General features: G+C 44.0%; 11 protein-coding genes. 8 read left to right on the plus strand and 3 right to left on the minus strand.

The window, feature by feature from the left end:
* Positions 1–14: 14 nt before the first annotated feature.
* The 8 genes from IX53_RS06505 to IX53_RS06540 all read left to right on the plus strand — a co-directional run bounded on the left by IX53_RS06505 (position 15) and on the right by IX53_RS06540 (position 10,217).
* Positions 15–947: a carbohydrate kinase family protein gene (locus tag IX53_RS06505; protein WP_053001311.1), complete on the plus strand. Its 933-nt coding sequence runs from the start codon at positions 15–17 to the stop codon at positions 945–947.
* The gene (locus tag IX53_RS06510) at positions 944–2,386 is read left to right on the plus strand and encodes a glycosyltransferase (protein ID WP_047754659.1); all 1,443 of its coding nucleotides are present in this window, start codon (positions 944–946) and stop codon (positions 2,384–2,386) included. Before IX53_RS06505 ends, IX53_RS06510 begins: the two co-directional genes overlap by 4 nt.
* A 115-nt stretch (positions 2,387–2,501) precedes the next feature.
* A complete protein-coding gene (locus tag IX53_RS06515; protein ID WP_047754660.1) occupies positions 2,502–3,806 on the plus strand; it encodes an ABC transporter substrate-binding protein in 1,305 nt (434 codons plus the stop codon).
* A gap of 50 nt (positions 3,807–3,856) precedes the next feature.
* Positions 3,857–4,723 (plus strand): carbohydrate ABC transporter permease, encoded by an 867-nt coding sequence (locus IX53_RS06520; protein ID WP_047754661.1) that lies wholly within the window; start codon positions 3,857–3,859, stop codon positions 4,721–4,723.
* A gap of 9 nt (positions 4,724–4,732) precedes the next feature.
* Positions 4,733–5,572, plus strand: a complete 840-nt coding sequence (locus IX53_RS06525) for a carbohydrate ABC transporter permease (protein ID WP_047754662.1) — start codon at positions 4,733–4,735, stop codon at positions 5,570–5,572.
* Positions 5,573–5,654: 82 nt separating this feature from the next.
* Positions 5,655–8,300, plus strand: a complete 2,646-nt coding sequence (locus tag IX53_RS06530) for a M1 family aminopeptidase (protein WP_047754663.1) — start codon at positions 5,655–5,657, stop codon at positions 8,298–8,300.
* Positions 8,276–9,277 carry a Gfo/Idh/MocA family protein gene (locus IX53_RS06535; protein ID WP_047754664.1) on the plus strand — a complete coding sequence of 334 codons (1,002 nt, stop codon included), beginning with the start codon at positions 8,276–8,278 and terminating at the stop codon, positions 9,275–9,277. Before IX53_RS06530 ends, IX53_RS06535 begins: the two co-directional genes overlap by 25 nt.
* A 10-nt stretch (positions 9,278–9,287) precedes the next feature.
* Positions 9,288–10,217 carry an ABC transporter ATP-binding protein gene (locus tag IX53_RS06540; RefSeq protein ID WP_047754665.1) on the plus strand — a complete coding sequence of 310 codons (930 nt, stop codon included), beginning with the start codon at positions 9,288–9,290 and terminating at the stop codon, positions 10,215–10,217.
* A gap of 2 nt (positions 10,218–10,219) precedes the next feature.
* Here the strand turns inward: IX53_RS06540 and IX53_RS06545 are convergent, their stop codons facing one another.
* Genes IX53_RS06545 through IX53_RS06555 form a run of 3 tightly spaced genes read right to left on the minus strand, consistent with a single transcriptional unit; the run spans position 10,220 to position 13,898 of the window.
* Positions 10,220–11,158: a D-alanine--D-alanine ligase family protein gene (locus IX53_RS06545; protein WP_047754666.1), complete on the minus strand. Its 939-nt coding sequence runs from the start codon at positions 11,156–11,158 to the stop codon at positions 10,220–10,222.
* 11 nt (positions 11,159–11,169) lie between these two features.
* On the minus strand, positions 11,170–12,813 hold the full coding sequence (locus IX53_RS06550; protein WP_047754667.1) for a methionine synthase: 1,644 nt from the start codon (positions 12,811–12,813) through the stop codon (positions 11,170–11,172).
* Positions 12,810–13,898, minus strand: coding sequence for an NAD/NADP-dependent octopine/nopaline dehydrogenase family protein (locus IX53_RS06555; RefSeq protein WP_047754668.1), 1,089 nt, complete (start codon positions 13,896–13,898; stop codon positions 12,810–12,812). The genes IX53_RS06550 and IX53_RS06555 overlap by 4 nt, the downstream gene beginning before the upstream one ends.
* Positions 13,899–13,998 lie beyond the last annotated feature (100 nt).

Raw genomic sequence — 13,998 nt, forward strand, 5'->3', positions numbered from 1 at the left:
CGAGTGGTGATGTGATGAAGAAAGTAGTTATAGTAGGTGAGTTGTTGATCGATATGATTTCTGAAGAATATGTTGATGACCTTTCAGAGGCCAGAGTGTTCAGAAGGTACTTTGCAGGCTCTCCTGGAAACCTTGCAGTCAATCTCAAGAGTCTAAACATTGAGCCGGTACTGCTGGCTTCTGTCGGAAACGACTCCTTCGGTAAGGGATATCTTCGGTGGTTGAAGGAGAAAAACATAGATACTTCCTTCATTAGAATAGCCGATCAACCAACCAGCATAGTTATCATTTCAAAATCTAAGGATACACCACAATTCATACCGATCAGAGGTGCTGATTATCTACTGGAGCTACCTGAAGATCCTGATAGTTTGTTCATGAAAGTGGCTTTTTTGCACCTCACGAGCTGGCCTTTATCTATGAAGCCTGCCCGCGAAACGGCGAAAATTCTATTGAAAATGGCTGCAAAAAAGGATGTTAAGATCTGTCTCGATCCTAACTTCAGAGAACTCCTCTGGGAGAAAGGGCACGACGGACGAGCCTTTCTGAAAGAGATAATGAAAAGTGTTTATTTAGCCAAACCTTCCCTGGACGACTCATTTCACATCTTTGGGAAAGGATCTCCAGAAAGATATGTCGAACTATTCCACAGCTATGGTGTGGAGAACGTGGTCCTAACCCTTGGTGCTGAAGGAGTCCTGATTTCCAACGGCAGGACTTCAATGCATATACCAGCGTTCGCTAAAAACGTTGTGGATACCACAGGTGCCGGTGATGCTTTCTGGAGTGGACTGTATTATGGCCTGCTTCAGGGATTTGATGTTTTTGATGCAGCTAAGCTTGGTAACGCTGCGGCCGCATTCAGAATAGAGCATGAAGACAAATCCGTTCCATTACCTGAGTTTTCTCAACTAAAAATAATCGCAGAAATGGGGATGACATCGTGAAAATCGCCTTCTTAAATCCTCAAGGAAATTTTGACTCCCTGGATAGTCACTGGACAGATCATCCGGATTTCGGTGGACAGCTCGTCTATGTTAAAGAGCTTGCCATTGCCATGGCATCTTTGGGTATTGATGTTGATATCATTACCCGCAGGATAGTCGATGAGGAATGGCCTGAATTTTCCGAGAGCTTCGATTCTTACCCGGGTGTTGGCGGTGTGAGGATTGTACGAATGGAATTTGGTGGTTTGAAATTCCTGCCGAAAGAAAAGCTATGGAAACATCTGAAAGACTATGTTGTTGAAATTGAGAAACTTTACGAGAAAGAAGGAGAGTTCCCATCTTTCGTAACTGCTCATTACGGTGATGGGGGAATCGCGGCAGCTATTTTGAACTTTAAAAGAGATATTCCATTCTCTTTCACAGCCCACTCCCTCGGTGCTCAAAAAATGGATAAGCTCGGTATTACTCTCGAAAACTTCCATGAGTTTGATCAGATATATAATTTCTCATACAGAATACCTGCCGAAAGAGTTTCAATGAGATATTCCACTATTAATTTCGTGAGTACCCGGCAAGAACGCTTCGAGCAGTACTCGCATCCCTTATATAGAGGATGGATTGAGGTGGAAGACGACTCAAAGTTTGCTGTTGTACCTCCAGGGGTGAACACCGGGATATTCAGTCCCGTGCCTTCAGAATTGGATGAAGAAATAAATGAAAGATATAATTACACAGTAACCTCCTATTCCACAGACAGGCTTGAAAAACCAGTGATCATTTCTTCGAGCAGGATTGACCCGAAAAAGAATATCAGTGGGTTATTGAAGGCCTATCTATCAGATTCAGAGCTTGTAGAAACTGCAAACCTCCTGATAGTCACACGGGGAATTTCAAACGTTTACAGCGATTACAACGTTCTTCGAAATGAAGCAAGCGAAGTGTTAAAAAAGCTTGTTTCTCTCATTGATGAACATAATGCGAGGAACAAGGTCTTTTTTATGAACATTTCAAATCAGTGGGAATTAGCGGCTTTGTATAGAATTGCGTCCAGAAAAGGCGGAGTATTTGCCCTCACTTCCCTCTATGAACCTTTTGGGCTTGCTCCTCTTGAAGCCATGGCTTGCGGTCTGCCAGTGGTTGCCACCAGAAATGGTGGCCCCTCGGAATTCTTGAAAAGGCACGGAGTTGAATATGGTGTATTGATCGATCCTGAAAACACAGCCAGCATCGCTAATGGATTAAAACGATTGATACTTGATAAGGACTTCAACAGAGAACTCACCGCACGGATTAGCGAGTATGTAGGAAAATACTACAGTTGGAAAGCAACCGCCAGAGGATACCTTGAGGTAATCGAGGAAAAAATGAAACATAGAAATGAAGTCCCTGAAATACCAGAATTCTTCCTTACCGGAGGTGAAGCACCATCACTCTTTTAGGAGGTTATGATTTTTGTGTCCAAACTGTTATAATAATAGCACCGCGTGGTAGAGACGCAGAGAAAACCACCGTAAAAATTGCGGTGGTTTTCTAATTTTTTGGGGAGGTGTTAGAATGAAGAAGCTTTTTGTGATCCTTTTGCTCCTCGTTCTTGTTGCTTCGCTTGGACTTGCAAAGGTAAAAGTCCAGTTCTGGCATGCTATGGGGGGTTGGAGAATCGATTTCCTGCAGCAACAGGCTGAGAAATTCAACGCGACCCATCCGGGAATTGAAGTTGTGGTTCAGTACACAGGAAGCTACAGAGATACGTTGAACAAGCTGATCGCCGCTGTTCAGGCGGGTGTCGCACCCCATGTGGTTCAGATCTTCGATGTTGGCACACAGATCATGGTGGATGGTGGCATTGCTGTTCCCGTTGGTGACCTCATTGCGAACGATCCAACTTTCGATATTGGAAAGTTTTTACCCCAGGTCCTCAGTTACTACCGAATCAATGGAAAGCTCTACTCCATGCCCTTTAATTCATCGAACGCCATCCTTTATTACAACAAGACATTGTTCAAACAGGCTGGGCTTGATCCCAACAAACCGCCAAGGACTTTTGAAGAATTTAAGGAAGTTGCAAGGCAGATAACCAAGGCTTTTGAAGGAAACGTCGTAGGTTTTGGTTTCAACCTTCACTCTTGGTTCTTTGAACAGCTCATGGCAGCTCAATCAGCTCCCATGTGTGACAGCAACAACGGGAGAACAGGTAGACCAACCAAAGCCGTGTTCAACAACGAAGCCGGGCTGAAAATATTCACGTGGCTCAATGATATGTACAAAGAAGGCACGATGATAAAGACCAAAGTAGAAGACTGGACGGGTGCCAGAAATCTCTTCATCTCTCAGAAAGTCGCTATGCTTATGTCTTCAACATCCGATGTCAAACTCATGATGGATGCTTCCAAACAGAACAACTTCGAATTTGGCACGGCTTTCCTGCCAAAACCGGCTGATGCTCCTGCTGGTGGCGCTGTGATCGGTGGAGCAAGTCTCTGGATCATCGATGGTCATCCAGATAAGGAAATTCAGGCTGCCTGGGAATTCGTAAAGTGGATGGCTGAGCCGGAACAGCAGATACTCTGGCACCAGAACACGGGTTACTTCCCTGTCAGGAAAGATGCTGTGGAACAACTACTGTTCTCCGGTTACTACAAAGACTACCCAGATCATCTTACTGCTCTGATGCAACTCCTACTTTCCGAACAGAACTACAACTCTAGGGGTGCTATTATTGGGGCATATCCAGAAATCAGAAGCGCTATTGAACAAAACCTAGAGAAAATGTTTGGAGGCGAGTTGACACCTGCCGAAGCTTTAAAGAAAGCTGAAGAAGCTGCAACAAAAGCTATCAAAGAATACAACGAGGTCTATTGATTTCTACTGGGGCGGGTAACCGCCCCATTTCCTGCTATGGAGGTGTGTTAATGCGGAAGCTGTTGCCTTACATACTGTTGATTCCCACCTTTGTTATTATAGTCATGTTCATATACTTCCCTGCTGGAACCGCTTTTAAGATGAGTTTCTATAAGACGTCTCCCTTCGGTAACAGGATGATATACGTGGGATTTAGAAACTTTATTCAGCTCTTCCAAAATCCCGATTATCTCTACTCTGTCAGATTCACCTTGATATACGTGTCTTTTAGTGTTACGATAACGATCTTTTTGGCTTTTATCTTAGCTTTTATGTTGACCCGAGGAGTTCCTGGAACCCGGCTGTATAGAACATTTCTTTTTGCACCATATGCGGTATCTCCTGCCATCGCAGGAACTCTATGGACATTTTTGCTGAATCCTGTTGTCGGACATGTAAATTACTTCTTCATGCAGTTGTTCGGTGTTCAGGTTGAGTGGCTTACTTCAAAACCCTACGCTTTCTACGCACTTATTTTTGCAACAGTCTGGAAAATGCTACCTTTTAACATGATTTTTTATATCGCGAGCATACAAGATGTCTCCACTGATCTTGTGGAGGCAGCAACCCTGGATGGTGCCGGGACGATGACAAAGGTATGGAAAATCGTCTTCCCGCTCGTTTCGCCAATAACTTTCTACCTCGTTATAATGAACATCGTTATGACAATGTTCTCGTCCTTCGCTATTGTGGATGTCATGACCCGCGGAGGTCCCGGTGGCTACACGACAAACATGATCTATAGACTTTACCTGGATGCCTTCGCCTTTCAAAAAAGAGGACCTGCTTCAGCTCAGAGCATTGTGATGTTTATGATAATGATAGTAATCACCATACTTTACTTCAATTTTGCCGAGCGCAGAGTCCACTATCAATGAGGTGAGTATATGACGAGGTCAGGACGGCAACGTTTGAATACAATTTTAATTGAGATAGTTCTCATACTTGTTTCTTTCATCTTCATTATGCCACTCATACTGGCGGTCACCATGAGTCTTCAACCGCCAGAAAGTGTGTTTTCTTTTCCACCGAAATTCTTTCCCACTTCCTTCCATTGGCAAAATTATGTGGAGGCATTTCACACTGTGCCCTTTGGAAGGTTGCTATTGAACAGTGCAATTGTTGCAGCAATGATTACTGCCGGGAAAATAATTACAGGTACATTGGCGGGTTATGCCTTCGCTAATTTCAAATTTTTTGGTAAGAATTTTTCCTTTGCTTTCTTATTCGCAACGCTCTTTCTTCCGGCTGAGACTGTAATGATAGTCCCGTTGTTCAGCCTTATGAAGCAATTTGGCTGGGTGAACACTTACTGGGCTCTCACTATTCCCTTCATGGCGAGTGCGACGAATACTTTTCTTTTGAGGCAACATTTTTTGACGATACCGTCTTCCCTTGAGGATTCAGCGCGTATCGATGGTGCTGGCCCAATGACATACTTCATAAAAATCCTCCTACCTCTCTCTAAAGCAGTTATTGGTGGAGCTGTTATCATCAACTTCGTGTACTCGTGGAACATGTATCTGTGGCCTTTGATCATAACCATGGAAGACAAGATGAAGACCGTGCAGATAGGTGTCAAAATGCTCATAGATGCTGAGTCAGCAAACAACTGGGGAATTATCATGGCAGGTACATTGATCGCGGTTTTGCCAACATTGATCGTGTTTTTTACCCTTCAGGACCTTTTTGTGAGGAGTCTAGTGCGTTCCGGTATTAAGGAGTAATTAATTACCTCCATAAAAGCCCTCCCTGAAAATGGGAGGGCTTTTTTTGCATGCTGGTATATAATTTGAAGGGGTGGGACAGATGAAATCTATTTGTGTGGTGTTTTTATTTTTTGTAACGGCAGCTGTTTTTGCAGTGAATTTCAACATACAGGCACGTTTCAATCCTGAGGAACTAATCATATCTGGGACACTCTCTACAAAAGACGACATAAAGAATTATCTCTTATTACCAAACTATGCTTCTGAAGGGAATCCTTATCTCCACGCCCTCTTCGAAGAAAAAGGTGGAAAGATAGATATCATTTCCGTAACGGATGGTTCTGGACGTATGCTCAACTACGAACTTATCACCTATCCTGCCACACTTCTTGGTGATGAAAGTCTAAGACAGCGCACTATGCTGACGATAAAAGAGAATGTCGAACAGGTTGTAATTTCCTTTCGCACCCATTTGAAGAAGAAACGACTGCCGGAAGAAGGAACATACAGTGATTTCGTTTTGTACCGCTTCGGATGGTATCCACTGCCGGTGGAAGATCTGGAGGGTCTGCGCATAAGCCCCCACAGCTGGCAATTAATGTTACAGGTTCCAGAAGGCTGGGAAGGCGTTGTTGGTGGTGAAAGAGAAAGTGAAACTGTTTGGAAATCGAACGGGAATTATCTATCCTGCCCGCTGGCTCTGGTGAAGAAAGAGAGTTACAAAGAATTATCTTTTTCTGGAGATGAAGTGAAGGTTGTTGTACATTTCAGGAAAGGCTTTGAAGGAACGGCTTCCAAACTCGCCGCTTACGCACTTCAAGTGCTGGATAACCATATCAGAAAATTGGGACCTCTGAGATATTCAACGGTTCACATAATGCAGGACCCTTTCCCTGGACTCTACGGTATCACAGCAGACGGGTTGGTGGCCATTGGTGATGGTTTCTTCACCACGGCTGACCTGTGGGTAAGTGGATTTCTCGATCCCCTCGCCTTTTATCTTGTCGCTCACGAACTGAGCCATTTATGGTTCGGGATCGGAACGAGCGTCGATTTTCTGAAGAACAACTTCATGAGTGAAAGTATTTCAGACTATATTGCCCACAGCACGATGCTGGAGATATATGGCAACGATTACTACATGAACTGGGACTCAGCAGATATCCTCGTGACTTTCATAAAAGACTATTTTGATATTCCGCTGACAGTATCCCAAGCCGATCAGTTCATGTTGTTATACGCGAAGATGGCAGGTGTGAAGGCCGCTGTCGCTGACGCAACTGACAGGATTCCGCAAAACTTCTCTTCCGCCATTTATTATCAAAAAGGCAAGCGAGCGTTCTTTTCACTGGAGGAGATAGTCGGACGGGAAAAACTATACTCAATACTTTCTGAGTATTACCGTCATTACGTTGGAAAGAACGTATTCACCGATGAATTCCTGAGCTTTATAGGAAGATATATCGACTCCGGTATACTGGAAGCCCTTTTTCTTGAAAGGGAAAATTTTGATGCTAGAGTATATCTCGAAGACGGGAAAATTAAAATAGACAACGGCAGCATGAAGGTGCCTTTGAGAGTAATAGTCGAATCTTCTGATGGAAGCAGCAGTTTTGTCACGACAGAGTCCACTTCATTAACATACTTTCCAGGAATGAAAGTACACCTTGATCCCGGTATGCATACTTTTGACATCGAACGCCACAACAACCATTGGCCCCCACTGATAGAAGGCGAATACGGTAAAGACCAGAACCGATACGATGCCTATCTACTGAGTACACACTTAAATATCGAACTTTCTGCTTCAGGGATAGGCTATACCGGGGAGTTGCTCTTTGAAAAGTTTCCATATTTTGGATTTGGCATTCTCAGCCAGAGTGGTTATCTCAGCAAAGAGGGAATCGGATACAATTACAGTGGAGCCTTATTCTATTTCCGTCCTGATAACTATACCTTTCTCAAGGGAAGGTATAGCGAGCTGGAAGGGATTCATCTGTTTGCAGAAATCAGTATTCCAGAAAAGCTTTTCATAGGAGATAGCGCTCCCCTCTTGATATCGCGCCATAAGTTTTCTGTTGAGGGGCGGTATCTCGATTCTGAAAACTTCTACATCGATGGGGTTTACAGTTTCAACAACATGCTAAAGCATGGACTATATGTTGGTATGGAAGGATTGGTAGGGGGTTTTGATGCCGTACCCACATATCTTGGTGGCTTCTTTGGCACTTTGATTACAGATATTGAGTCAGGCCTTTTGACAGTGTTCGATGTATTTGCAGCGGTAGAGGCTTCTGGAAAAGAAGTTCTTGATCCTTTTTACGACGTGTTGAGTGTGGTGGCTACATCAAATTCCCTTGATCCTATGATGTCGAAATATCCAGCCACGAGTTATCTGCTTGATTTCAAATTTTCATTGCCTTACACATTTTCGATGGATAAACGCATCAACTTTCTGAATCTGTTCAGCCTGGGCGGGATGGGTACATCGTGGGAATTCGACTGCAGAATTTTCAATGGTGGTGTGGTTTTTGGCACTTCTGTCATTCTATCCCCGGTCATTTATATCATAGGAGATACACCGATCAGACTTTATTTTGGTCTTTCGCTGTTGATGGATGCAGAAGGAGAATCCACACTAGCCATTAAAGGAAGCGTCTCTTTGGGAAGTTCGATATATTTCAATGAAAATATAGTATCCACGATAAAGGAGGCGATAAAGTGGAAAAGCTCAGGCTCGCGATAGTTGGGTGTGGAGTAGCGGCAAGGGAGCTCCATCTTCCCGCATTGAAAAAATTAAGCAATCGCATAGAGATCACAGCACTCGTCAGCAGAACCATGGAAAAGGCTAAGAGCCTCGCAGAATTGGTCGAGCCAAGGCCACACGTTTTCAAGAGCTTCAATGAGCTTGTCAACTCCGGCATTGCGGAGGCTGTCGATCTGGCATTACCCACAAGTCTCAATCCGGAGTTCATTGAAAAAGCTGTGGTTAACGGGTTACACGTGATCGCGGAAAAACCCATTGCCGTAAATGTCAAGGAAGGAAAGAAAGTCCTAGAGCTAGCAAAAACAAACCAGAACGTGATCTATATAGCCGAGAACTACAGACACTTTTCGATATACAGGAAGGCCTTCAAAATTATCAATTCAGGCAGGATCGGCATACCCGCTCTCTTGATCTGGAGAAGCATAAAGCTCATAGATAAAAATAACAAGTACGCTCAAACTAACTGGAGACAACACCCGATGCACATAGTTGGCTTCATATCTGATGCTGGGGTACATCATATAGCCGCTATCAGAACAATGCTCGGTGATGTCAAAGAAGTCATTGCCTACCTTAAGAGAGTCAGGGATTATCTCGGAGCAGAAGACTCGATAACCATGAATTTACTCCTCAAATCGGGGATTGTCGGAAATTATATAGCTTCTTATGGTCTTAATTTTAAGGATGAAATAGCCGTCGTCGGAACCGAAGGTAATTTGCGAATTGGTGAAAACACATTGAAAATCGAAACTAGTCGGGGAATTGAGACCCTGAATTTTCCGAAGGAAGACAGTTTTTTCAAGGAGTTTCTCGATTTTTATGAAGTGGTAAAACAAGGTGCAGAAAATAAGCTCGGGTCCACTCTGGAGGCTTTGAAGGACCTTGCGGTGATAGAAGCAGCTGTTAGATCTTTCCATGAGAGAAGGAGTGTTGAGGTGGACGAGCTGTTGGAATGAAGGTGGGAATATGCTTGCGCTTGAACTGAAAAGCCTTGTTACGGAGATCGGTACATTCAAGCTCGGACCCATTGATTTAAGAGTGGATGAAGGGGAAATAGTCGGCCTTATTGGGCCATCCGGTTGCGGCAAGACATTACTTCTCAAGACTGCCGCTGGGTTGTATGAACCCCTTGAGGGACAGGTGTTTATGGGTGGCAGAGAAGTGACCTATGAATCCCCACACAGGAGAAACATAGCCTTTGTCTTTCAGAATGGTGCGCTTTTTCCGCACTACGATACGTATAAGAACATAGCCTTTCCCCTTCAGTTAAAGAAAGAAAAAAACATAGATTCGAAGGTCAGACGAAAGGCTGAGGAATTGAATGGGTTGCCTGAATATCTAAAGAAGCTGCCAAAAGAGTTACCCGCGGGCATTAAAAAACTGACAGCAATCGGAAGGGAAACGGTAAGAACCTTTGACATGATATTCATGGATGAGCCTTTTGAGAGGCTGGATAAAAAAATTGGGACCGAGCTGAGGACGATGATAAAGAAGCTCCTCCTAAAGCTCGGTCATTCAGTGCTGATAGTGCTTAATAACTGTGAAGATGTGATGGCTGTGACTTCAAGAGTCTACATTATGAACGAAGGTAAGATTGTTGCATATGGGAATCCGATAGATATTTATAACGATCCTCCAAATATATTCGTCATGGAACTGTTCTCTCCTTTTGGGGTTAACAGATACAGAGACATATTTTTCAGACCCGAGGATGTTGAAATCTCTGAAGAAGGCGTAACAGTGAAAATTGAACACTCTAGCCCTTATGATGCTAGAAGGGCCATTTGCAATGTCGAGATAGAGGGATCACCCTGTGTTATACTAATCCCGTTAGAGCATGCAGAAAAAAAGGAAGTCAAAATTAGGTTCAGAAAATATTTCAGAAATCCCGTATAGCTCTAACGAGAACGTTCGACTCTTCTTTTTGCGGCTTCGAATATTTTCAATATGAGATCGTCATAACTCAATCCCACCGGTTCTAACATCTTTGTCAGATCAGAATAGACTGGGACCAGGAGCGGCAAAGAGTTCACTTCGATGATATAGAACTCTCCATTTTTCATCCTCACATCCATCCTGGCGTAATCGAACAGTCCCAGGGCCTTGAATGCTTTCCTGGAGTAATCTTTGAGTCTTCTTTCTTCGTCCGGGGTTATACGGGCTGGACAGATATATTTGGTTTCTTCAGCATAGTGATGTTTAACCCTGTAGGAATAGTATCGCTCAAGACCGTCGGGAAGCATTGAAAAATCGATTTCGAGGATGGGAAGAACTTCCAATTCATCACCATTCCCGATAATACCCACGGTGAATTCCCTTCCATCTATAAACTCTTCCACTATTACATCTCCGAACTCTTCGAAAACATACCTGACCTGTTCTTTCAGTTCATCAAAGTTGTTTACACAAGATTTTTCTGAAATGCCGGCGGCACTACCTTCCCGCGACGGCTTAACGAAAGCGGGATAAAAACCAGGGTCTCTGAGCTTTTTCGGTGAATGGAATTTTATGAAAGATGGCGTGGGAATAGAGTTCTCTCGAAGTACGAGTTTTGTCAAAGATTTATCCATGCAAAGAGCTTGGATACCCGCAGATGAGCCTGTAAAGGGTATTCCAAGCCTATCGAGAAGTGCGGGTACATGAACCTGCTTGTTGTACTTCCCACCACCAGTGGAAAGATTGAAGACGAAATCATACGTTTTCACATTGTGGATAAAGTTTTCATCGAAAGGAAGGGGGGAAGCTTCGTATCGGATGTTAAGAGCACTACACACTGCTGAAACCATGTCCTGCTTTTCGCCACTAAGGGGTTCATCGTATACAACGGCTATCTTCACAGAACCACCTCCTACAACCTGAATCCAAGACGTTCGAGTCTCTTCTTTTCGGTAATAGGTTGCCCTTCATCATCAAGGGCACGATTAGCTCCATTAACAATTCCGGTTTTTACACTTCCACGGGCTACGGACATTTTCATCAGTCCAGGCGCGTCGAGAATACCCGTCTTTATCGCAGCCCATATCACTTCCGGGTCCACAAGGGGATCTTTTGATCCCTTCCCGAATTGCTTAATAGCTTCGATAATCAGCAGTGCTTCCTGTACCAGTTCTTCCTTTCTTGTTTTTATTTTTTGATCTGCTTCGAAATCCGGCAATCCCTTCATCGCTTCTGTGTACGCTTTCTTAACCATCTTTACGCTTTCAATTATTTCTTTCGCCTTTGCACGTCTTTTGGCCTCACAGAAGGCAACGACGTGTATGATGTGTGGTTGGAGATAAGAAGCAGTGAACGTGGACGAAATGAGCTGTCCCTTTGCCATGTCCTCGTCAGCGGGAAAAGAGAGCAATCCTGTCCTCACCATTCGATAAGAATGGAAGCTCTCATCATGAAGGGATTCGATCAACTCTTTTTTTGCGAGCATTTTTGCTATGTCCATGGCAGGTGAAATTCCGGGCGGGGTATTGAACATGTACTGAGCAACATAAGTCTTTACCCCCAGCTTTTTAGCATTATAAGCTGCAAGAAAAGCTGTCGCTACTTCCACTGTATCGTGAGCATAACGTAGAGCCCACTGATGAGACTCGTTTATCTCCACAGGAATCCCATGGCTAGCATTCCATTCAATTGCTTTCTGATTCTCTTTTATGGCATCTTTGAGATCTCTGTCAGAGCGTCTGTCGAGTTCTGAGTACCACGTTAGAGGAATAGCTGCCCAGGCGTTGTTTATTGTTTTGTGAAGCAATTTTGAGAATTTGATAAGGTCTTGTGTCCCCGAATAACACCGGAGCAACGGAAAATTCCCACGCCTGCTCGCTCTATACATTCTTGCAAAATCCTCTTCTTTTCTGAAAGGTGCTCCCCCTGCTCCATCCTGGGATGGATCCATCTTTTCTGAATTAAAGAACCACTGCTGGGCATTTTGGTCGGGAGCGAGAGAAATTATATCGAGTTGTTCGGACTCAGCGAGCATGATTATCTCACTCTCTGTTTCCTCAAGAGTTTGAAGGCCTATATGGTGACGAATCAGGGGGTAAGGTGCTTTGAATTCTATCCTCTCCACAAGCTGCTGAGGATAGTCTTCTTTCCTGACACCCCGCATCTCCCCTCTCAAGTACATCACTACATCTTCAACAGACTCACTACCGTCGAAGATCTTTTCAAATAATCCGAATTCTCTAGCTATATTTGCCGTTTCGTGGGTTCCCCCGAACACGAAACTTCTGTTGTTTAAAAGCCCCTCTCTTTTTAGGGTATTTTCTAATTCTTTTAGAAGGTTCTTCAGCGCTTCTTTTCCGAGTCTGTAGCTGATCGCAACAATTTCGGGATCCGTTTCAATGATTCCACCGATGAGTTTTTCCAGTGGAATGGCGCCGCCGAGATAGATAGTTTTATAATTTTCTTTTCGCGCAAGATCTAAAAAATTCAGTATTCCTGCAACGTGAACATCACTGCCTATTGCTCCACCGAGGATTTTCTTTCTTCGGGATTTCATGACGGTTTCACGCCCCTTTCGACATATTCCCAGATAGCGTCGACACTCAAGCCAGAAAGGCCCAGGCTGTCCAGATTTCTACCTTTCTTCCAATGATCCACACCCATGACAACATTCGCAATGTTGATAATAGAATCTATAGTGGTAGTATTTAAGCCCAGCGATTTTCCAAAGTAACTTATCGGCACGAGGCTCATCGGGACATCTTCTAGAATGTAGCGGTTATAAAGACTAACAGGGGCGCGAATCCCCTGATAACCGTCATTATTATGAATGGCTTCGTACAGGTCTCTTCCTTTGACGTCGTAAGCGAAATCAAGCCATTCCACAGCTCCAAGGGGATCTATTTTCAAAGCCCGCGCAATTTCGCAGCGCTCCTCATCGATTTTTGTTAACACTCTTGCCACTGACGGACTTATGCCGTCAAGATAAAACTGGAAGTTACCATGAGTCGTCTCTATCCAGCCAGCGTTCATTAAGAGCGCAGCAGGATGAAATACTGCTCCGATATTGTTGAAGCTCGTATAAAGGACGTTTGGTGCGATAACAAATTCAGGGAAAACATCCGGCAAAACTTCGCTGAGTATGTGATTGTCTTTGGCTGGCAGCGCTGAAACAGGGACGGCGTTTTTCATTCTGAATATCCTCACAAGTCCAGGTCCTGCTATTCTTGATGCAAAGAGAAATGTCTGCGCTTCAGCGATGACATATCCTGGCTTGGCTCCTCTGGAATCCAAAACTTTTTTGAATTCAAGGGCTCCACCGGTTCGACCGGGATTCAAAATAATTATCTGTCCTTCCTTGATGTACGGTGCCATCCGCTCAGCTACGGAAGCATGGGCAAAGGCCGGAACAACGATCATGATTATCTGACTGTCTTTTGTGGCTCGTTCGATATCGGTACCAACGTATGCCAACCTGGCTGGTCCGGATGACTCACCTTCTATTCTAATGGTGCGACTATCAGTGATCCCGGATATACGTTTGGCACTTCTATTAAAGAGCATGACTTCATGACCTCTTTGTGCAAGAACACCAGCGAGTGCTTGGCCACCGTTTCCAGCTCCAATAACGCAGATTCTCATGCTTTCACCATCCTTTCTTTAGCGACTAGAAGTTTCATATCTTTAGGTTAAAGACACTTATATTGCGAGAGATACCATTATTATTGCTCTGATCAAGAAT

Source organism: Kosmotoga pacifica (genome assembly GCF_001027025.1).
In the GTDB taxonomy this organism is placed as follows: domain Bacteria; phylum Thermotogota; class Thermotogae; order Petrotogales; family Kosmotogaceae; genus Kosmotoga_B; species Kosmotoga_B pacifica.